At 69.5% G+C, this 21,084-nt stretch carries 18 protein-coding genes; 10 read left to right on the top strand and 8 right to left on the bottom strand.

Annotated features, from left to right (window positions below; all coding sequences use genetic code 11):
* Position 1: 1 nt before the first annotated feature.
* On the bottom strand, positions 2-1,816 hold the full coding sequence (locus N1032_RS12235) for a flavin-containing monooxygenase (protein WP_259539370.1): 1,815 nt from the start codon (positions 1,814-1,816) through the stop codon (positions 2-4).
* A 162-nt stretch (positions 1,817-1,978) separates the two neighbouring features.
* Between N1032_RS12235 and N1032_RS12230 the strand changes: the two genes are divergently transcribed.
* Together N1032_RS12230 and N1032_RS12225 are read left to right on the top strand one after the other, a co-directional pair.
* Positions 1,979-3,100: a saccharopine dehydrogenase family protein gene (locus N1032_RS12230; RefSeq protein ID WP_259539369.1), complete on the top strand. Its 1,122-nt coding sequence runs from the start codon at positions 1,979-1,981 to the stop codon at positions 3,098-3,100.
* A 17-nt stretch (positions 3,101-3,117) separates the two neighbouring features.
* Positions 3,118-4,563, top strand: coding sequence for an MFS transporter (locus N1032_RS12225; protein ID WP_259539368.1), 1,446 nt, complete (start codon positions 3,118-3,120; stop codon positions 4,561-4,563).
* A 2-nt stretch (positions 4,564-4,565) separates the two neighbouring features.
* Here the strand turns inward: N1032_RS12225 and N1032_RS12220 are convergent, their stop codons facing one another.
* The 3 genes from N1032_RS12220 to N1032_RS12210 are packed head-to-tail and all read right to left on the bottom strand — an operon-like array spanning position 4,566 to position 5,941.
* The gene (locus tag N1032_RS12220; protein WP_259539367.1) at positions 4,566-4,955 is read right to left on the bottom strand and encodes a VOC family protein; all 390 of its coding nucleotides are present in this window, start codon (positions 4,953-4,955) and stop codon (positions 4,566-4,568) included.
* A gap of 50 nt (positions 4,956-5,005) precedes the next feature.
* Positions 5,006-5,296 carry a DUF2277 domain-containing protein gene (locus N1032_RS12215; RefSeq protein WP_259539366.1) on the bottom strand — a complete coding sequence of 97 codons (291 nt, stop codon included), beginning with the start codon at positions 5,294-5,296 and terminating at the stop codon, positions 5,006-5,008.
* A gap of 30 nt (positions 5,297-5,326) precedes the next feature.
* Entirely contained in the window at positions 5,327-5,941 is a 615-nt protein-coding gene (locus N1032_RS12210) for a TetR/AcrR family transcriptional regulator (protein ID WP_259539365.1), read from the bottom strand.
* 107 nt (positions 5,942-6,048) lie between these two features.
* Between N1032_RS12210 and N1032_RS12205 the strand changes: the two genes are divergently transcribed.
* The 8 genes from N1032_RS12205 to N1032_RS12170 all read left to right on the top strand — a co-directional run bounded on the left by N1032_RS12205 (position 6,049) and on the right by N1032_RS12170 (position 16,278).
* Positions 6,049-6,609: a hypothetical protein gene (locus tag N1032_RS12205; RefSeq protein WP_259539364.1), complete on the top strand. Its 561-nt coding sequence runs from the start codon at positions 6,049-6,051 to the stop codon at positions 6,607-6,609.
* Positions 6,606-8,027, top strand: a complete 1,422-nt coding sequence (locus N1032_RS12200; RefSeq protein WP_259539363.1) for a dihydrolipoyl dehydrogenase family protein — start codon at positions 6,606-6,608, stop codon at positions 8,025-8,027. The genes N1032_RS12205 and N1032_RS12200 overlap by 4 nt, the downstream gene beginning before the upstream one ends.
* Before the next feature lie 225 nt (positions 8,028-8,252).
* Positions 8,253-9,767, top strand: coding sequence for an MFS transporter (locus N1032_RS12195; protein ID WP_310795945.1), 1,515 nt, complete (start codon positions 8,253-8,255; stop codon positions 9,765-9,767).
* 49 nt (positions 9,768-9,816) lie between these two features.
* Complete coding sequence (locus N1032_RS12190) at positions 9,817-11,463, top strand: PucR family transcriptional regulator (RefSeq protein WP_259539362.1); 1,647 nt, start codon at positions 9,817-9,819, stop codon at positions 11,461-11,463.
* Between the two features lie 196 nt (positions 11,464-11,659).
* A complete protein-coding gene (locus N1032_RS12185; RefSeq protein ID WP_259539361.1) occupies positions 11,660-13,162 on the top strand; it encodes a sugar ABC transporter ATP-binding protein in 1,503 nt (500 codons plus the stop codon).
* On the top strand, positions 13,159-14,178 hold the full coding sequence (locus N1032_RS12180; RefSeq protein WP_259539360.1) for an ABC transporter permease: 1,020 nt from the start codon (positions 13,159-13,161) through the stop codon (positions 14,176-14,178). The genes N1032_RS12185 and N1032_RS12180 overlap by 4 nt, the downstream gene beginning before the upstream one ends.
* A gap of 67 nt (positions 14,179-14,245) precedes the next feature.
* A complete protein-coding gene (locus N1032_RS12175; RefSeq protein ID WP_259539359.1) occupies positions 14,246-15,373 on the top strand; it encodes a sugar ABC transporter substrate-binding protein in 1,128 nt (375 codons plus the stop codon).
* Entirely contained in the window at positions 15,370-16,278 is a 909-nt protein-coding gene (locus tag N1032_RS12170) for a serine hydrolase (RefSeq protein WP_259539358.1), read from the top strand. The genes N1032_RS12175 and N1032_RS12170 overlap by 4 nt, the downstream gene beginning before the upstream one ends.
* A 24-nt stretch (positions 16,279-16,302) precedes the next feature.
* Here the strand turns inward: N1032_RS12170 and menC are convergent, their stop codons facing one another.
* Genes menC through N1032_RS12150 form a run of 4 tightly spaced genes read right to left on the bottom strand, consistent with a single transcriptional unit; the run spans position 16,303 to position 20,989 of the window.
* Complete coding sequence (menC, locus tag N1032_RS12165) at positions 16,303-17,409, bottom strand: o-succinylbenzoate synthase (protein ID WP_259539357.1); 1,107 nt, start codon at positions 17,407-17,409, stop codon at positions 16,303-16,305.
* Complete coding sequence (locus N1032_RS12160) at positions 17,406-18,329, bottom strand: hypothetical protein (RefSeq protein ID WP_259539356.1); 924 nt, start codon at positions 18,327-18,329, stop codon at positions 17,406-17,408. The genes menC and N1032_RS12160 overlap by 4 nt, the downstream gene beginning before the upstream one ends.
* Positions 18,326-19,456 (bottom strand): M20/M25/M40 family metallo-hydrolase, encoded by a 1,131-nt coding sequence (locus N1032_RS12155; RefSeq protein ID WP_259539355.1) that lies wholly within the window; start codon positions 19,454-19,456, stop codon positions 18,326-18,328. Before N1032_RS12155 ends, N1032_RS12160 begins: the two co-directional genes overlap by 4 nt.
* Positions 19,457-19,462: 6 nt before the next feature.
* Positions 19,463-20,989, bottom strand: a complete 1,527-nt coding sequence (locus N1032_RS12150; protein WP_259539354.1) for an amidohydrolase family protein — start codon at positions 20,987-20,989, stop codon at positions 19,463-19,465.
* Positions 20,990-21,084 lie beyond the last annotated feature (95 nt).

Below are 21,084 nucleotides of genomic sequence, written 5' to 3'. Positions count from 1 at the left end.
GTCAGGGCGCTTCGGTGATCGACAGCCCCGCCAGGCCGCCCTCCTCGCGCCAGGAGTTCAGCACCTCGACGTAGGCCATCGGGCCGCCGCCGTAGGCGCCGTTCTGGATGGCGATGCGCGACGGGGCGCCTTCGTTGTTGTAGTAGCCCGGGGTGCACTCCTGTTGGAAGGCCTGGTTCTGGGCTGCGGCGCTGTTCTTGGTGACCAGTTCGACGATCTCGGTCACCCACGCCTGCTCCGCCTCGGCCGTCACCTCGATGGTGCGCGTGGCGCCGCCCGAGCCGGCCTCGAACACGTAGCCGAGGTAGGCGGCCTGCTCCGAGATCATGTGCGCGAAGTTCGCCGTGCGGCCGGCCTGCTCGAGCCCGCCGACATAGAAGTAATTCGGGAAACCGTTGACATGGATGCCGTGCAACGAGCGGAAACCGTCGGCCCAGTGCTCGTCGAGCGTCACCCCGCCGCGGCCGCGCACCGCGAAGCCGTTCTTCGCCGCGAAGCCTGTTCCCACCTCGAAGCCGGTCGAGAAGATGATGCAGTCGACCTCGTAATGCTCGCCGTTCACCCAGAGGCCCGTTTCGTCGATTCGTTCGACGCCCTGGCCGTCGGTGTCCACCAGATGGACGTTGGCGCGATTGAACGTGGCAAGGTACTGGTCGTGGAAGCACGGGCGCTTGCAGAAGAAGTTGTACCAGGGCTTCAGGGACTCGGCGGTGGCCGGGTCGTCGACGATCGAGTCGACCCGGGCCCGCACGTCCTCCATCTTGAGGAAGTTCGACATCTGGAACGGCGACACGATGCCCTGAGCGGCGATGTCGGTGGCGTCGAAGAACGATTCCGTCCACGCGTCGTGCACGAGGTCCTCTTCTACCCGGCCTCCGTGGAACACCGTCGTGAAGTTCGCCATCCGCTCGCGCTGCCACCCCTTCGGCTGATTGCGGAACCAGTCGGCATCCGTGGGACGGTCGGCCCGCACGTGCACCGAGGAGGGCGTGCGCTGCACCACGAACAGCTCCTTCGCGCCGGCCCCGAGGTGCGGCACGCACTGGATGGCGGTGGCCCCGGTGCCGATGATCGCCACCCGTTTGTCGGCGAGGCCGGTGAGACCGCCCTCGTTGTCGCCACCCGTGTAGCCGTAATCCCAGCGGCTGGTGTGGAACATGTGACCCTCGTAGCTCTCGATGCCCGGGATGCGGGGGAGCTTCGGATGCGCCAGCGGCCCGGTCGACGTCACCAGGTAGCGCGCGGTGATGACGTCGTCGCGGCTGGTGCGGATGGTCCGCTTCTCGGTCTCGTCGTTCCAGCGCGCATCCGTGATCTTCGTCTGGAACAGGGCATCGCGGTAGAGATCGAACGTGCGGGCGATCTTCTTGGTGTGCTCCCAGATCTCGGGGGCCCGGGCGTACTTGTTCTTCGGCATGCCGCCCACCTCCTCGAGCATCGGCAGGTAGATGTAGCTCTCGATGTCGCAGGCCGCTCCGGGATAACGGTTCCAGTACCAGGTGCCGCCGATGTCGCCACCGCGCTCGATGATCCTGATCTTCTCGACGCCCGCACGCCGGAGCTCTGCGGCGCTCAGGAGCCCCCCGAATCCGCCTCCGACCACCACGACGTCGACCTCGTCCTGCAGGGGCTCCCGCTCGAACCCGGGCTCGACGTAGGGGTCGTCGGCGAGTTCCGCGAAGGGGCCGGTCAGCTGGCGGTACTGCGCGATCCCGTCGTCGCGGATGCGCTTCGCGCGTTCCTGGGCGTACTTCCGCTTGAGTTCCAGAGGGTCGAAGTCTGCGACCTCGACCGCCCTCACGTTCGAATCGGTCATTGATTCAGGCTCTCGTTCAGGATGGGCTGCGGCTCGAACCTACCGGCCCGGGCGGCGGCGTTCCACCGGGCGCCGGGATGGCGTTCGGCCAGCGGACTTTCGCCCTCCACCCACCATTCGCGGCTAATGTCATACTATTCACAACCGGAGGGGAGCAGGCCCGTGCACACCCACGACATCGTCGTCTACGGCGCAACAGGCTTCACGGGACGCCTGGTGTGCGAATACCTGGTGGAACGTTCGGCCGAGCTGGGCGGGCTCCGCTGGGCGATGGCAGGCCGCTCGATCGAGAAACTGGAGAACCTGCGTCACGAGATCGGCGCGGACGGTGCTGCGCTCCTGGTGGCCGACACCGCCGACCCGGCGTCGATCGATGCGATGGCGGCATCCGCTCGGCTCGTGCTGACGACCGTGGGCCCCTATCAGCTCTACGGCAGCCCGGTGGTGGCGGCCTGCGCAGCCGCGGGAACCGACTACGTCGATCTCTGTGGCGAACCGCATTGGATGCGCGCGATGATCGACGAGCACTCGGCGGCTGCGCGGCAGAGCGGAGCGCGCATCCTGTTCAGCTGCGGTTTCGACTCGATCCCCTCGGAGCTGGGCGTCTGGACGGTGCAGCGGGCGGCGATCGAGCGTTTCGGTGAACCACTCCCGCGCGTGCGGGGCCGTCTGACCACTTTCGTGGGCGGTCCCGGCGGGGGCTCGATGGCCTCCGGACGGGCGACGGCCGAGGCGGCCGCCGACGATCCGGCGATCGCGGCGCTTCTCGCCGATCCGTTCGCTCTGACCCCCGGCTTCGTGGGGCCGCCGCAGCCGTCTGGCTCGGAGGCCGGGTCTGAACCCGATGTGGGTGCGGTGCGCCCGTTCTTCTTGGCGCCGACCGATGTGCAGAACGTGCACCGGTCCAACCTGCTGCTCGGGCATCGCTACGGCGCCGATCTCGTCTACGACGAGATGCTGGTGGGTGAGAGCGCCTTCACGCCCCCACCCGGGGCGCCGCTCGCGCCCGGCGAGGGACCCTCGACGGCGGCGATGAACGACGGCAGTTTCGAGACCGTGTTCATCGGGTCGCACCCTGACGGGCGTGAACTGCGCGCTGTGGTCGCGTCGTCGAAGGACCCGGGCTTCCTGACGACCTCACGAATGGTCGTGGAGACCGCCCTGGGTCTCTTGGAGCGGCAGGACGTGGCCCCGGGCGTTTGGACGCCGGGCGCTGCGCTCGAGGGTGACCTGGTGAATCGTCTGGCGGAACGGGCGTTCATGACCTTCGCGGTGCTGGACTGACGAACCGCGAGGGGGCGGTGGCGCCCGAGTTCTCGTCGCCGCAGCGCAGGCGCGCGCTGATCGTGTGCCTGGCGGTGACCGCGCTGACCGTGCTCGACGTCACCAAGGCCAATGTCGCCCTGCCGTCGATCGAAGCGGCACTCGGCGCGAGCTCCACCGAGCTGCAGCTGATCATCTCGGGGTACGTGCTCGCCTTCGGCCTCGCGCTCGTTCCCGCCGGCCGGCTGGGTGATCAGCGCTCGCGGCGCTTGCTGTTCATCGTCGGACTGTCGATCTTCACCGCCATGAGCCTGCTCTGCGCGCTCGCGCCGACCTCGGAGGCCCTGCTGGTCGCACGGTTCGCACAAGGCGTCGGAGCCGGCATCCAGTCACCCCAGGTGCTCGGGCTGTTGCAGACGATCTTCCGCGGGCCTGAGCGTGCGAAGGCGTTCGGCGCGTTCGGGGTCACGGTGGGAATCGCCATGGCGATCGGTCCGACGCTCGGCGGGCTGGCCATCGTCATCGGCGGCCCTCAGGACGGTTGGCGCGGCATCTTCTTCATGAACGTGCCGCTGGGGCTCACCATCCTCGCGCTCGCCGTCTGGGCACTGCCCCGGCTGCCACGCGGCGCGCCCGCCGCCCTGGACATGGATCCCGTCGGCCTGTCCCTGCTGGGCGTGGCCGTGCTCGGGCTGATGTGGCCGTTCCTGTTCACCACCGGCTCGCCCGACGACGATCCCGCGCGGTGGTGGGTGCTCCTCGTCTCCGGCGCGGCCGTGCTCGCGCTCGCACGGTGGGAGCGGCGCTATGCCGCGGCGGGGCGGCGCCCGATCCTGCCGCCCGGACTGCTGCGCACCCCGTCGTATCGCAACGGCATCGCGCTCGGCACCGCCTACTTCGCGGCCAATCCGTGCCTGCTTCTCCTGACCTCGCTCTACCTGCAGCAGGGCACCGGACTGGCGCCCGTGTTCGCGGGCATGGTGAGCATCAGCTTCGCACTGATGAATGCCGTCGCCGCCTGGCTCGGGTCACGGGTCGTGAACCGGATCGGGCGGCCACTCGTGGTCGTCGGGCTGACGATCGTGCTGCTCGGCGCGACCTTGCTGGTGCTCGGCGTCTTCCTGACCCCCGCCCCTGTCACCCCGTGGGTGCTGGTGGGCGCCATGGCCGTGACCGGGGCCGGGGGAGGACTCGTGATGTCGCCGAACCAGACGCTGACCCTTGCGGCGGTGCCGACCGAGCAAGCCGGACTGGCCGGCTCGGTGGGTCAGCTGGGGCAGCGTATCGGGGGGTCGATCGGCACGGCCGTCGCGCTCGCATTCTTCTACTCGACCGTGTACCGCGAGTCGGGCGCCGTCGTCACTGCCGACCGGGCCGTCTACCAGCACTCGTACCTGATCGGCATGCTGGCGGCGGCAGCCTTCGTGGCCGTGGCGCTCGCGATCGGCATCGCCGACGTTCGGACGCGACGACGACGGCTGTGAGGCTATCGCTCCGCGGGGCGCTCCTGCACGACCCACGCGTTCCCATCGGGGTCGGAGAAGAACAGGAACGAGTTCCACTCGCCGCCGCGCCCCTCGCGCCGCTCTCCGCCTTCGAAATGCTGGACGGTGCTCACGTCGACAGCCTGATCGACCAACTGTTTCCGGGCGACATCGATGTCGTCGACAGTGAGTTGAAGCCCGTCGACCCGAGTGGCTCCTTGCCGGAGTTGTATGCTGCTCGCCGACCCCGGCGGGGTGAGCTGAACGATACGAACCTCTTGGCTCAGGTCGATGTCGAGGTCGACGTGAAAGCCGACTTGTTCCTCATACAACTTCTTCGCCGCATCCAGATCGGTGACGCTGACCGGCACGACCTCCAGGTTCCATCTCATGGAGCGATCGTATCCTCAGCCCTTGCCGTAGCCCTTTGGGCCGATGCAGCTCAGGCGGTGCGGATGCGCACCTCGCGCTCCATGCGCGCCTCGTGTCGCTGACGGCCCTTGATGGCCTCGACCTCGCGGCTCTTCGGCGGTGCGTTCGTCACGAGCCCGTCGAGCAGGCGTCGGGTCGCGACCGCGATCTCGTCGATCGCCTGCTCGAACGCGGGGGTGTTGGCCCGGGAGGGGTGGGTGGAGCCGCTGACTTTGCGCACGAACTGCAGCGCGGCCTCGCGCACCTCGTCGTCGGTGGTGGGCGGTTCGAAATTGTGGAGCACACGGATGTTCCTGCACATGCGAGCGAGGATACCCCCTTCGCGCGGCCGCTACGAGGTGCGTGACGGGCTCGCGAGGGCCGCGAGGAAGGCGCCCTGCAGGGTCTCGCTGATCTCGTCGGGCTCGCCCAGGTATCCGCCGACCATCGCGCCGTCGCGCAGCATCATGAGCTGGCGAGCCGTCTTCTCGGGGTCGGCGACGCCCGCCTCTTCGGCGATGCCGGCGAAGAGGTCGCGGGTCCAGCGCCGGTGCGTGTCGACGACGAGGCGCACCGGGTCGTCGGCATCCGGCGTCTCGGCCGCCGCGTTGATGAACGCGCAGCCGCGGAATCCCGGCATGCAGCTGGCGATGCCGATGAAGCCGGCGATGTTCTCGAGCGCCTGCGCAGCCTCGACATCGGCGCGAGCCGACTCGAAGGCCGCTCTCTCCATCGCGGCCTGCCGCTCCAGATAGGCGACGACCAGATCGGTCTTGGTGCGGAAGTGCCGGTAGAACGTGACCTTCGTGATGCCGGCCGCTTCGATGATGCGGTCGGCGCTGGTGCCCCGGATGCCGTTGGAGTAGATGAGCTCGCTCGCCGCGTCGAGGATGCGGTTGCGCGCGACGCCCTCGTGCCCGCGGCCGGTCGGCTCGACGGGCCGGGCCGCCGCCTGGGTCTCGCTCACTGCTCTCTCCTCTCCGCATCGCGACGACTTGCGTCGCAAGAACTCTCACTCTAGAGTCTCCATTGTAGACGTACTAGTTCGTCTACTAACGCAGAGATGAGATTTCCATGACCACCCTCGATTCCCCGCCGGCCCCTCTCCTCGCGAGAACCCTCCGGCCGCTCTACTTCTCCCGCTTCGGCTTCGCGATCGTCTGGGCCCTTCTCGTGGCCCTCGTCGCGCCGCACTCCGCCCCGCTCCTGACTGTGCTGCTGATCGTGTACCCCCTCGTCGACGCAGGCTCCGTGGTCGTCGAGCTCCGTGCCGCGGGCACCTCCGGCCGCTCCCGCATCAGCGAGGTCGTGAACATCGTGGTGAGCATCCTGGCGGCCATCGCCCTCGGCGTGGCATCCGTGGTCTCGCCCGGTGCGGTGCTCGCCGTCTGGGGTGTCTGGGCCGTTCTCGCCGGCGCCTCGCAGCTGGCCACGGGCCTCAGCCGGCGCCGCCTAGGCGGGCAGTGGCCCCTCATGTTCAGCGGCGGGCTCTCGGTGCTCGTCGGTTTCGCCTTCCTCGCGCAAGGTCTCGGGGGAGCCGACAGCGTGACGTCGATCGCCGGCTACGCCACGCTGGGCGGCGTTCTGTTCCTCGTCTCGGCCATCCGGATGTCGCGGGCGGTGCGCGCATCATGACCGACCAGATCCCCGCCACCCACGACTACGACCTCATCGTCATCGGTGCCGGCCCCGTGGGCGAGAACGTAGCCGACTACGCGGTGAAACGCGGCATCCGGGTCGCGATCGTCGAGGCGGAGCTCGTCGGCGGCGAATGCTCGTACTGGGCCTGCATGCCTTCCAAGGCACTGCTGCGGAGCGGGCAGGCCCTCCGCGCGCTCGAGCGCGTGACCGGCGGGCCGTCGACGGCGGGCTCGCTGTCTGCGCAGGCGGTGCTCCAGCGCCGGAACGCGTTCGCGAGCGACTGGAAAGACGACGGCCAGGTCGCCTGGCTCGACTCGGCGGGCATCGATCTGCTGCGCGGGCACGCCCGGCTCACCGGCGTCGGCTCGATCGAGATCGACGGTCGCCGCTACACCGCGCGCGCCATCGCCGTGGCCACCGGTTCGATTCCGGTGCTGCCCGATGTTCCCGGGCTCGCAGACGCCGAGCCGTGGAACACCCGCGACGCCACCAGTGCGGCGAGCGTTCCGCCACGCCTGCTCGTCGTGGGCGGCGGTGTCGCGGGCACCGAGCTCGCCACGGCGTGGGCGTCGCTCGGATCCGAGGTCACCCTCGTGGCACGAGGAGCGCTGCTCGAGAAGGAGGAGCCGTTCGCCGGTGAACTCGTGGCGGCCTCGCTGCGGCAGATCGGCGTCGACGTGCGTCTGGGAGTGAACCTCACCCGCGTCGACCGCGACGGGGCCGGCGTGGTGTCGGCCGTTCTCAGCGATGGCACGGTGGTCACCTCGGACGAGATCCTCGTCACCACCGGGCGCCAGCCCAACACCCTCGACCTGGGCGTCGAGACCGTCGGGCTGACGCCTGGCGAGTGGCTGCCGGTCGACGACACCCTGCTCGTATCGGGCACCGACTGGCTCTACGCGGTCGGAGACGTCAACGGGCGCGCGCTGCTCACGCATCAGGGCAAGTACCAGGCGCGGGCGGCCGGCGAGGTCATCGCCGCCCGACTCACCGGCGCCGTCGTGCACGATGAGCCCTGGGGTGAGCACGTGGCCACCGCCGATGCCGCCGCGGTGCCCCACGTGATCTTCACCGACCCCGAGGTGGCCCGGGTGGGCCTCACCGAGGCGACCGCCCGCGCCGGCGGTTTCGACGTTCGCGTCGTCGAATACGACCTCGGCTGGGTCGCCGGCGCCAAGCTCCACGCCGACGGCTACTCGGGTCGGGCCGCGTTCGTCATCGACGAGAGCCGCAAGGTCATCGTCGGGGCGACCTTCGTGGGTCAGGATGTCGCGGAGCTGCTGCACTCGGCCACCATCGCGATCGTCGGCGAGGTCACCCTCGACCGGCTGTGGCATGCGGTGCCGTCGTATCCGACGATCAGCGAGGTCTGGCTGCGGCTGCTCGAGACCTACGGGCGGCCTGGGCTGTAGGGGCATCCGTCACCCGCTGCACGACCGCACGACCGCACGACGCGGGAATTCACGAATACCAAATCACGAACATCAACAGACCGAGGAAGGCATCGTTCACGGGGCTGTTCTCAGACATCGAGCAGGCGCACCCGTGCGGAATCGTTCACACCGGCGTACGTTCGGTCGCGCCGCCGGCGTCGCCCGCATCCGCTCGATGAACGACCGGCGAAACGGAGGTGCGACGTGTCAGAGAAGACGGATGCGGCGGGTGGCTCGCCGAAGGTGAAGAGCGTGCGGAGCCTGGTGCCCGCCCGCATGGACAGGCTGCCGTGGACGAGATTCCACTGGATGGTCGTGTTCGGGCTCGGGGTCTCGTGGATTCTCGACGGACTCGAGATCCAGATCATCGCCTCGAACGGCTTCCAGGAGTCGCTCGGCATGGACTCCCAGCAGGTGGGCCTCGCCGGCACCATCTACCTCGTCGGCCAGGTGGTCGGCGCCCTGGTCTTCGGCCGCCTGAGCGACAAGTTCGGCCGCAAGAAGCTGTTCATCATCACGCTCGCCATCTACCTCGTCGGGTCGGCGGCGGCCGGATTCTCGCCCAACATGGAGTTCCTCTTCGCGATGCGGTTCATCGCGGGTCTCGGCATCGGCGGCGAGTACGCGGCCATCAACTCCGCGATCGACGAGCTCATCCCGAGCCACTACCGCGGTCGCGTCGACATCGCCATCAACGGCACCTACTGGGGCGGCGCCGCCCTCGGATCGGTGGCGAACCTGTTCTTCCTCAACCCCGACAACTTCGCCGAGAACATCGGATGGCGCCTGGCCTTCTTCATCGGCCCGGTGCTCGGTCTCGTGATGATCTACATGCGCCGGCACATCCCCGAGAGCCCGCGCTGGCTGATGACCCACGGCAAGGAGGACGTCGCCGAGAAGACGGTCGACGACATCGAGGCCCGGGTCGAGAAGGAATCCGGCAAGAAGCTCGACCCGGTGCCCGACGACCAGGCCATCGAGGTGCAGCCGCTCGACCGGCTCCCGTTCAAGAAGATCGCCAGCGTGCTCATCCGCGACTACCCGAACCGCACGGTGGTCGGGCTCACGATGATGATCACGCAGTCGTTCCTCTACAACGCCATCTTCTTCACCTACGCGCTCGCCCTGCAGAACTTCTACGGCGTCGAGAACGACGCGGTGCAGTACTTCTTCTTCCCGTTCGCCATCGGCAACCTGCTCGGCCCGCTCGTGCTCGGGCACCTGTTCGACACCATCGGGCGGCGCAAGATGATCCTCGCCACCTACGGACTCGCGGGCATCATCCTCACCATCTCGGGCTTCCTGTTCCAGGCCGACGTGCTGAACGCCACCACCCAGACCGTGTTCTGGTGCGTCTCGTTCTTCTTCGCCAGCGCGGGGGCGTCGTCGGCCTACCTCACGGTGAGCGAGCTCTTCCCCCTCGAGATGCGGTCGCAGGTCATCTCGTACTTCTTCTCGATCGGTCAGATCGTCGGCTCCGTGGCCCCGCTGCTGTTCGCGACGCTCATCGGCGAGGGCGAAGACCGGGGGCCGATCACCATCGGCTACATCGGCGCCGGCCTACTGATGGTGGCGGGCGGCATCGTGGCGTTCATCTTCGGGGTCAACGCCGAACGCAAGCCTCTCGAGGCCATCACCAACCCGCTCTCGGCGGTGAGCAGCGGCAAGCTGAAGGTGGAGGGCGAGCGCACCACGCGCGAGCGCGCCGAGCGCACCTAGATGGTGCGCGCCGGCGAACGCGTGCCTTTCGTCCGGGTAGCGTAGACCCATGGAGCCCCTGAGCATCGACGAGTCGATGCGGCCGACCGTCTCGCTGGGCGGCCTGCTCACCGAGGTGGGTTCCACGGTGCTCGACGTCGCCTACGGGCGTGTCGATCCGGATGCCGCGGTCAGCGCCGTGGTGCTGCTCGACCCGTTCGACCCGCCGACGTCACTCGAGGGCGCGATCGTGCTGGGGGCCGGTATTTCCGGGCCCGCCGCGATCATCGACCTGCTCGAAGTGCTGTCGGAGGGCTCGGCGGTCGCCCTCGTGCTGCGCGAACCCGTGGGCTTCGACGCCGACGTGGCCGACGCCGTGGCCGAGACCGGCATCGCCGTCTTCGGCCTGAGCCGCGGAGTCGGCTGGGTGCAGGTGGCCACGGCCTTCGCCAACATCCTCGCCGTGCACGCTCCCGCAGGCGCCGACGAGGCAGGAGCCTCGGGCCGGATCGACACCGAATACCTCTTCGAGATCGCGAACGCGGTGTCGCAACTGCTCGACGCCCCGATCACGATCGAAGACCTCAACTCGCACATCGTGGCCTACTCCGACGACCAGGGCCGCGCCGACGACGCGCGCAAGCGCTCGGTTCTCGCGAAGCAGGTTCCTGAGAACTACGTCGAGTCGTTCCGCAGCAACGGTCTGTTCAAGTCGGTCTACGCGGCCGACGAGGTGGTGCACCTCGACAGCATCGGCGACGGCGTGCACCCGCGCGCGATCGTGCGCGTCGCGGCGGGCAACGAAGTGCTCGGCTCGCTCTGGGCGGTCGTCGACGAACCCCTCACCGGCGCCCAGGAGCGCTCGTTCGTCGAGGCGGCCCGACTGGTCGCCCTGCAGCTGATGCACGGCCGTGCGGAGTTCGACGCCGAGAGGCGAGCACGTCGAGCGGTGCTCACCGGTTTGCTGGCGGGCGGGGCATCCGCTCGCTCCGTGGCTCGCCAGCACCAGCTCGACTCCGGCTCGTTCTGCGTGCTCGCGGTGGAGCTCGTGCCGGGTGAGAGCGACGATCGCGACCATCAGGCCGAGTCGGTCGCCCGGCAATCGCGCATCGCGCACGCGCTCGCCCTGCACCTCTCGGCGGTGCATCCGGGGTCGGTCGCCGGCACCGTCGGGGGAACCGTCTACGGCGTGCTGCACCTGCGCGCCGAGCCCGAGAGCCGCAGCGCCTACACCCAGCAGGTGGCGCAGCGGTTCGTCGACCGCATGGCCAAGGATGCGGTGGTGGTGACCCTCGGTTCGGTGGTTCGGGATGTCGCCGACATCGAGACCTCCCGCCGGGAAGCCGATCGAACCATGCAGCTCGTGCGCTCGTCGGCCAGGTGGGCGGGGCCTCGGGCCGTCAGGTCGGAGGACGTGCAGATGGACGTGCTGCTGCTCGAGGTGCACGAACGCATCTCTGCGCGCAAAGACCAGCTGGTCGGCCCCGTTCCCGAACTGATCGCGTTCGACGACGAGAACGACACCGATTTCGCGAAGACCCTCGACGCGTTCCTCTCGGCGTTCGGCGACATCGCCAAGACCGCCGCCGTGCTGCATCTGCATCCCAACACCTGCCGCTACCGGCTGCGCCGCATCGCGGAGATGACGGGCCTCGACGTCAACGATCCGGACGCCCGGTTCAACGCCATGCTGCAGCTCCGACTGCTCGCCATGTGACGATCGCGCCGCCGAATCGGGGGCGCGAAACAGCGACGAAACATTCCCGGGCCCGTGGGGCGCGCCACGTGTGCGAACTCCCAAGTGCGGCTGGGCAACGTTGGCTTCCTCGCCATGGTTGCCGGATGCACCGATCTCTACCGTGGGGTGAGTCGGCCTTCGCCGGCGTTCCCGACCACCCGATCGTGAGGATCTCATGGCCGCCCCCGCCCTCTCCGTCGCCGCCATCGGCAAGAGCTACGGTCGAAACCGGGTGCTCGACGAGGTGAGCTTCGAGGTGATGCCGGGCGAGACGGCGGCACTGCTCGGCGAGAACGGAGCCGGCAAGTCGACCCTCGCCAAGATCATCGCGGGGTCGATCGGTCAAGACGAGGGCGAGCTGACCGTCGCCGGCGAGCGGGTGCGGTTCGCCAACCCGCGTGAGGCGCTCGACCACGGCGTGGCCTTCATCCCACAAGAGCTGGTCTATGTGCCCCGGCTCACGGTGGCCGAGAACATCTGCCTCGGCCGGGCGCGGAGCCGCCTCGGCTTCACGAGCCCCGGCGGCATCCTGCGTCAGGCCCGTGCCGATGCCGATGCGCTGGGATTCGACCTGCCCCTGCGCGAGACGATGGACTCCATTCCGCTCGTGCAGCAGCAGCTGGTCGAGATTCTCAAGGCGTTTGCGCGCCAGTCGCGGGTGGTGCTGCTCGACGAGCCGACGGCCGCGCTCGAGAGCGAAGACAGCGACCACCTCCTGGGCCTCACGGCTCAGCTGGCCGCTCGCGGCGTGGCCGTGGTCTACATCAGCCACCGCATCGACGAGGTGTTCCGCTCCTGCGACACCGTGCACGTGCTGCGCGGCGGCTCGCTCGTGCAGTCGCAGGCCATCGCCGAGACCACCCCGCGCGAGGTGATCTCGTCGATGCTCGGCCGGCCCGCCGATGAGGTGGTCGTGCCCAAGCGGCAGACCGGCCCCACCCCGAACGCCCTGGTGGTGAACGGGTGGAACCGTGCCGAGGCGCCGGTGCTCGACGACGTCAGCTTCACGGTCGAGAAGGGCGAGATCGTGGGCCTCTACGGCGTGCGCGGGGCCGGGCCGGAGACGATCGCCGAGACGCTGGGCGGGCTGCACCCGGGAACCACGGGTGGCACCGAGGTGCTCGGCAGCCCGATCGGCGATCTCGGATCGCCCATCCAGGCGCAGCGGGCCGGCATCGCCTACGTGCCGGCCGACCGCAAGTCGCAGGGTCTCGTGCTGCTCAACTCCATCACCCACGCCCTCTCGTTGCCGACGCTCTCACGGCTCACCCGGTTCGGCTGGATCCGGGCCGCACTCGAACGCCGCACGGCGAGCGATCTGGCCCAGCGCACCCGGGTGCGCAGCCAGTCGCTCGCGCAGCCGGTCGGCGAGCTCTCGGGCGGCAACCAGCAGAAGGTGCTCGTCGGCTCGCGGCTCGCCGCCGACGCGGGAGTGCTCGTGCTGCACGAGCCCACCCGTGGCGTGGATGTCGGCGCGCGGCTCGAGATCCATCGCCTGCTCCGCGAGCTGGCCGACCAGGGGGCGGCGGAACTGCTCGTCACCTCCGACATCGAGGAGGCCGTCATCCTGAGCGACCGCCTGCTCATCATGCGGCAGGGCCGCATCGTGCACGAGATCAGCAAGCCCGGTCTCGGCTCCCAATCCGAAGCGCTACAACACGCAGGAGGAACGCAATGACGTCGACCATCAGCCCGACGGGTGGCACCGAGACGAAGGCCGCGCCGCCCTCCGTGCCGTCGCGCATCCGCGGTGCACTCGGCGCCAGCGGGTCGCAGTTCATCATCCTCGTCGTCTTCCTCGTGGCCATCTGGCTGGTGTTCGCGAGCCTCGACGGCCGGTTCGGCACCGGCAACAACATGCTCACGATCATCTCGGTGTCGAGCGTGATCGGCCTGGTGTCGCTGGGCCAGGCGCTCACCGTCATCTCGGGCGGCTTCGACCTCTCGGTCAGCGGCGTCGTGCCCCTCGGCGGCATCCTCTACGCCATCCTCACCAACGACGGCTGGCCGCTGCTGCCCGCACTGCTGGCCGTGATCGTCGTCGGCTCGGTCGCGGGGCTCGTGAACGGCATCATCATCACGCGCTTCCGCATCAACCCGATGATCGCGACCCTCGGCATGCTCTCCATCACGAGCGGGTTGGCGCTCACGCTCTCGAACGGCCTGCAGATCCCGTTCGACGACATCGACGCCGGCGTGCTGGCCGCCCGCACCTTCCTCAACGTGAACAACCACGTCTGGCTGCTGCTCGTGCTCTCGGTGGTGCTGTTCGTCGTGCTGCGCTACACCTCCTACGGCCGGCGCATCTATGCCGTCGGCGGCAACCGCGAGGCCGCGCGCCTGGCGGGGGTGCGGGTGAACGCCATCACCGCCTCGGTCTACGTGCTGTGCTCCGCCTTCGCCGCGCTCGCCGGCGTGGTGCTCGCGAGCCAGCTGCTGACCGGATCGGGCACGGCCGGGATCGACTCCAACCTGCAGTCGATCACGGCCGTCATCCTCGGCGGCGCGGCGCTCACCGGCGGTGTGGGCGGCGTGCCCGGCACGCTCATCGGCGTGCTCATCCTCGGCGTGCTCTCGAACGGCATGGCCATCCTGCACGTGCCCTCGTTCTACCAGACCATCGCCACGGGAGTCGTGCTCCTGCTGGCGGTCGGGTTGAGTCAGCTCCGCGTGCTGCGCCGCCGCAAGAAGTGACGGCGACGTGACCCGCTCCCGACCCACCCGCTCCACCGCCCTGCACCACCGAGAGAGGAAAAGTCCCATGAAGAAGAAGATCCTGATCGCCGGCGCCGCGCTGGCGACCGCCACCGTGGTCCTGACCGGGTGCTCGTCGGGCTCGGCGGGGTCGACCGCCTCCGGTGACGGCGCCTTCACGCTGTCGTTCGCCAACTACGCCGAGAGCGTTCCGCTGTTCAACGTCATCCACACCACGCTCGACGACATCAACACCGACGAGTCGGGCCTCGACATCAACTGGTACGACAACGACGGCGACGCCGCCACCATGCTGCAGAACGTGCAGCTGATGATCGACGAGCAGCCCGACGCCATCGCGCTCTACCCCGTCTCGGCGGCCACCGACGGCGTGTCGCAGCTGCTCGAGCAGGGCGGCATCCCGTGCGTGTCGATCAACATCGACACCCCGGCCTGCTCATTCCTCAACATCGACAACAAGCAGCTCGGCATCGAGACCGGCACCATCATCGGCAACCTCGCCAAGGAGAAGGGGTGGGATGCCAGCAACACCACCATCCTGCTCGGGCAGAACGCGGCCGCGGGCGAGCAGGTCAACGACTGCGTGCGCTACTTCTACAGCACCATCGCCGACATCCTGGGCCTCGAGGTGGTCGACGTCTCCGACATCACCCCCACCACGACCACCATCGGCGCGAACGCCATCCAGTTCGACGGCCAGTCGACCCTGCAGCCCAGCTTCGACGCCATCCAGGGGCTCATCCCGAGCATCCCGGCGGGCAACAACGTCATCCTCTACACCGTCAACAACGACTCCACGAGCGGTGCCCTCCGCGCCCTCGAAGACGCCGGCCTCGGCGGTGACGACACGCTGATGATCGGCGGGCTCGGTGGCGACACCACCGGCATCACCGCTCTCGCCAACGACCCGCGCTGGGTGGCCGAAGGCGACATCTTCGTCTCGTACTGGGGCGAGTACGCGGCCGCGATGGCCGAGGCGCTCGCCGCGGGTGTCACCCCTCCGGCCGACGTCACGCCGCTGCCGCAGAAGGTGCTCGACAAGAACGACTACCTCGACTACCACCCCGACGGCACCACGGCGGTCACCATGCTGCCGGCGCTCGTGCCCGACAACGAGTTCCTCGCGGACACCTCGTTCCTGAAGTTCGTCGGCAACGTGGACGGCGTCGAGTGACCTCCGCCGACCAGGCCGCCTCGATCCAGTCCCGGATCGAGGCGGCCGCCTCCCGTTTCAGCGGCGAGTTCAGCCTCCAGGCCGAGAACCTCGACACCGGAGAGACCGTCTCCTACAACCCATTGGTCGTGCTGCCGACGGCCAGCGTGATCAAGGAGCCCATCCTCGTCGCCCTGCTGCGCGCGGTGGAGGCCGGTGACGTCGACTTCGGCGCCCGCCTCACCATGCACGCCGACGACCGCGTCGGCGGCTCCGGGGTGCTCAAGCTGTTCGCCGGCGGCCTCGAGCCCACGGTCGAGGATGTCGCGACCATGATGATCGCGGTCAGCGACAACACGGCGACCAACATGATCGTCGACCTGCTGGGCGGCGTGGCCGTGGTGAACGCGGCGATGGACGACCTCGGGCTGCCCGGCATCCGTCTGCTCAACCGCATCGACTTCGACATCATCGAGCCGGATGCCGGCAACCTCGCGGTGTCGTCGACGGCCGACATGTGCCGGCTCAACACGCTCATCGCGGCGGGAGAAGCCTTCTCGCCCTGGGTCTCCGAGACCGCGGAGCGCATCATGGGCACCCAGCAATACCTCGACCAGACGCTGCGCTACGTGCTGGTCTCGCCCTACGCCGCTGAGCTCGGCCTGACCCCGGAGGTCTCGTCGGCCTCGAAGTCGGGCTTCATCTCCGGCGTGCGGGTCGACAGCGGAATCGTGCGGTTCGCGGCCGGTGGCGGGTTCGCCTTCGCGCTCGCCAATCGGGGTTCGCGCGACCTCACGTTCCTGCCCGAGGCCGAGGGCGCTGTTCTGAACGGCGTGGTCGGCCGGGCGCTCACCGAATACTGGTGGCCCGGCGAAGCCGGCACCGCGCCGGTCGTCGGCAGCGGACTCCTCGCCGGGTGGGAGTGAGCCGCCCACCCGGCGGCATCGCCGTCAGGCGGTGATCCACTCCACCTCGGTTGTCACCTCGTCGAGGAGCTCCGGGATCGGTGTCACACCGATCCCGGAGCCCGTGGGCACCCGGATGTAGCCGTCTTCGAGCACGATCGGCTCGGTGATGTCGGTCGCGTAGAAGCGGTTCGACGCCGAGATGTCGCCGGGCAGGGTGAACCCCGGCAGGGCGGCCAGGGCGGCGTTCGCCGCACGGCCGAGCCCGGTCTCGAGCATTCCGCCGCACCAGACCGGCAGGCCGTTGGCGCGGCAGATGTCGTGGATGCGGCGTGCTTCGAGGTAGCCGCCGACCCGCCCCGGCTTGATGTTGATGACGGATGCCGCCCGCAGTGCGATGGCATCGGCGGTGGCCTCGGCCGAGACGATCGACTCGTCGAGGCAGATCGGGGTGGTGACCAGTCGCGCCAGTTCGGCGTGCTGCCGGATGTCTTCTTCACCGAGGGGCTGCTCCATGAGCAGCAGCCGGAATTCGTCGAGCCGCCTCAGGTGGGCGGCATCGCCTAGCGTGTAGGCGGTGTTCGCGTCGACCTGCAGCCCGAATCCGTCGCCGAACGCCTCGCGCAGCACGCGCACCGGCTCGATGTCCCAGCCCGGCTTGATCTTGATCTTGATGCGCTGGTAGCCGGCCTCGAGGTATCCCCCGACGGCGCTCACGAGGTCGTCGAGAGTGTCCATGATGCCCACCGAGACGCCCGAGGGCACCCGGTCGACCGTGGCGCCGAGATAGCGGGCGAGCGACTGGTCGGCCGCTCGCAGTTCGGCGTCGAGCACGGCCATCTCGAGGGCGGACTTGGCCATGCGGTGTCCGACGATGCCGTGCAGGAGCGGCGCCACCTGCAGCGCGCTGACGTCGCCGGCAGCGAGCAGGCGCGGCAGCAGGTAGCTGCGGAGGATCTGGTGGGCGCCGGCCGTGTACTCGGGGGAGTAGACGGGGTCGGCGAGCGCCACGCACTCGCCCCAGCCCTCGGCGTCGGCGCCGACGGCGCGCAGGATCACGGCCTCGCGGTGGTGCTGCGTGCCGAACGACGTGGTGAACGGCGACACCAGCGGCAGCACGACCCGCCTGAGCTCGAATGCGGTGAATTTCATCGGACTGCCTCCATCACGTAGCCTGCCTTCCGGTCGAATGCGGTGATGCGCCAGGTCGTGGCGCCGATCGTCGCCCGCAGGGCGTCGTTGACCACGGCGCGCCACTCTGCGGCCCGCTCGGGGTCGCGCACGCGGAGCTCGTCGTAGTCGTCGGGGATGCGCAGCACCGCGCGCCCCTGACGCTCATGGGCCGAGTCGAGCCCCGGGGCGAGAGTCGGCCGGCCGTCGACGACGCGCACGACCTCGAACCCGGGGGAGGTCGAGCGGGCACGCGGATGCGGTTCCGCCGCCGTGCGGGCGACGTTCGGCTGCATGAGCGGCCAGGTCACCACGAACCGGTCCGACATCTGGCCGCTGTTGCGCTGGTCGGCCATCACGCCGTAGAAGTCGGGCAGGTAGTCGGTCACCACGGCCCCGAGGCGCACCAGGTTGAAGTGGGCGTTGCGCGCGATCAGGGGGTCGAAGGTCCAGCTCATGTCGACGACATCGCGTTCGAGGCTCCAGGCGCGCTGATGCAGTTTCATCGCCCGGCCGATGCCCCGGCCCGTGTGGGCCGACGTGACTCCGGCGATGTGTGAGTGGATGTGCCGTTCGGCGGGTGGCGCGAAGAATGCCACGCAGGCGCCGACGGCCGACGTTCCGTCAGCGGTCCAGGCGATCGAGATGTAGTTGCCGGCATACGCCAGCGCGCGCACGAGGTTGGCCTCGACCTGCGACGCGCCGTTCGGCTGGGGCCAGATCTCGGCCAGCACCCGCGCCACGACGTGCGAGTCGGCCGCGGTCTCGACGGTGCGGATCATCACCCCGGAGGCGTCCGCCGCCGCCGCGGCGGAGCGCCAGGCGTCGTCGACGACCGTCCGCGTGTCGTGCTGCTGCACGCTCGACGCTCCGCTCGACCCTCCGCTCCAGCCCCCGTTCATCGCGCCGCTCCCGTCGCGAGGCGCCCGTCGAGCACGGCCTGTGCCAAACGGCGCAGCAGCAGCATCCGTGGTTCGAGTTCGCTCGCCAGAACGTGCTCGTCACGCGCGTGGGCGCCGCCGCCGACCGCGCCGAGGCCGTCGAGCACCGCCGCGCCCGTTCCCGCCGCGATGTTGCCGTCGGAGGCGCCGCCGACCGCGGCACTCGACACGGGTGCGAGACCCGACTCCGCTGCCACGGCGGTCGCGAGTGCGAAGAGTGCGGCGCTCGACGACGCCTCCAAGGGCGGGGAGGCGAATCGGCGCGTGACCGTCAGGCCGGTGCCGGGCAGCACCGCGTGCAGGGCCGACACCGCGGAATCGACCGCGTCGAACGCGGCGGTCGTGCGGGCGCGCACGTCGACGTGCAGTCGCGCGAGCGCGGGCACCGTGTTGGCCGAGTCGCCGGAGGTCAGCAGGGTGGGCGTGACCGTGGCATCCGGATGCCACGCGCCGAGCTGCTGCAGAGCGAGCACCTGGTGGGCCAGCTCGACCGTGGCATTGATGCCCTTCTCGGGTTCGAGGCCCGCGTGCGCGGCGCGCCCCCGGGCTTCGACGACGTAGTGGGCGACACCGCTGCGCTCGGTCTTCAGCGCCCCGCCCGGGGCGGCGGCCTCGGTCACGAGCACCACCCCGGTCGCCCGGGCGAGAGTCTCGATGGTGGGGCGCGACGTGGCCGAGCCGGTCTCCTCGTCGCCCGTGACGACGATGACGATGCCATCGCGCTCGGCGAGTCCGGCGACGGCGTGCAGCATCAGCACGACCCCGGCCTTCATGTCGAACGCGCCGGGCCCGCGCACGACCTCGCCGTCGAACGACCACAGGTCGGGCCATGATCCGAGCGGCCAGACGGTGTCGTGGTGGCCCAGCAGCAGAAGCCGCTCGCGGTCGCCGAACCGCCATTCGAGCAGGGGCACGCCGTCGACGGTGCGGCGCGTGGGCGCCACGCCGAGCAGTCGGGTTCCGAGCGCGGCGACGGCGTCGGCGCTGCGGTCGAGCGCGGCGCGGTCACTGCTCGGCGACTCGATCTCGACGAGGGTTCTCAGGTCGGTCAGCAGCGGCTCGGAGCCGTGCAGGTCAAGGTCGTCCACCGGGCGTCAGCGCACGTGACTGCGGATGGCGCGGCCGGGGCGGCTCTCGGGAACGACCGCGCCGTTCCGCACGACGTAGACACCCCCGACGAGCACGTGGCGGAAGCCCGTCGAGGCGCTCACCGTCTCGAAGGTCGCCAGATCGGAGATGGTGTCGGGGTCGAAGATGGTGAGATCGGCGTCGGCTCCGACCTGCACCCGCCCCTTCTTGCGCATGGCCGGCGCGGCCTCTTCGATGATCGTCGCGGGAATGAGGGTGACCCGGCGGATGGCTTCGTTGAGCGAGAAGACACCGAGGTCGCGCACGAGCCACCCGAACGTGCGGGCGAAGCATCCTGCGCTTCTCGGATGCGTCGACGCGCCTGCGGGCACCGGCCACTCGTCGTGGAGGTGGTGCGCTCCGTGGATCAGCGGCATCGCGTCCGACGCGATCGCCCCGCCCTCGAGGGTCAGCCCCCGCAGCAGCATCGCGAGCTGGGCCGGATCGTCGGCGTCGAGGTAGTCGATGATGCAGAGCCCGCCGGGATCGGTGGCGCGCAGTTGCACGAGCCGATCGACGTCGGCGATGCGCTCGCCGGTGGGGAGGTACTGGATCGACTCGGTGGTGATGCCCATGCGATGGAGCTTGTCGGGCTCGAAGAAGGCGGCGCCGACGCCGGTCGACGAGCGCGCGTAGGGGTAGCCCTCGGTGGTGATGCGGTTGCCTCGCCGCTGGGCGGATTCCACGGCCGCGGAGACGTCGTCGATGCGCTGCAGCGACGTGCTGTTGATGTGGCAGATGTGCATCGCAGCACCGGTGCCGGCGGCGGCGGCGATGATCTCCAGGGTGCCGTCGAGCGACGACCCCGGCTCGACGTTCGACATCTGCCGCGAGTGCGTGAACGCGGGCACCCCGAGTCGCTCGGCGAGCACCGCCGTGCGGTAGTACTCGTCGCGCCCCGACTCCGGCGAGTAGCCGAGCAGCACGCCGATGCCGATGCCGCCCTCGTGCACGCCCTGCTCGACCCGGTCGAGGATCGCGGCCACCTCGTAGTCGCTCGCCAGCGAGTTCCAGCGGGGCCTGGTCTGGTTGTCTTCGAAGATGTGCACCGAGCTCGGCAGCGGGTCGGCGTAACTCTCGTCGGGCAGCTCGACGCCGTCGAGCACGGCCATGCGCGCCAGGGCCCACGAACTCGAGAAGCCGAAGTTGATCGGTCGTCCCTCTGACTCCGCGCGGGCGTAGACCAGGTCGATCGGCAGGCTGCCGGCCTCGAGGTCGAGCGAGGTGGTCACGCCGTCCTGAGCCTGGAGCAGCAGACCGGTGGGCGACTGGGCGTGGCTGTGCAGATCGATGAACCCGGGCGAGACCACGAGGCCCGTCACATCGACCACGTCGTCAGCGGGCGGTCGCTCGCGGCCGATGTAGGTGATCGCCCCGTCTCGCACACCGACGTTCCGGATGCCGTCGAGCCCGGTCTCGGGATCGATGACCCGCCCCCCGACGAACAGCGTCTGGCACGGTTCATCCGGGAATCTCTCGATTGTGTCCAACACTGTGCTCCTTCGAGATCCGACGGTTCGTGACGATGGATTACACCGTACGGAACAGCACCGCACCCGGTCTTGTCGGGCGCGACACATTGTGCCCG

The sequence above is a fragment of the Herbiconiux daphne genome (assembly GCF_024979295.1).
Taxonomy (GTDB): Bacteria; Actinomycetota; Actinomycetes; order Actinomycetales; family Microbacteriaceae; genus Herbiconiux; species Herbiconiux daphnes.
This window is presented reverse-complemented; position numbering and strand designations above follow the sequence as displayed.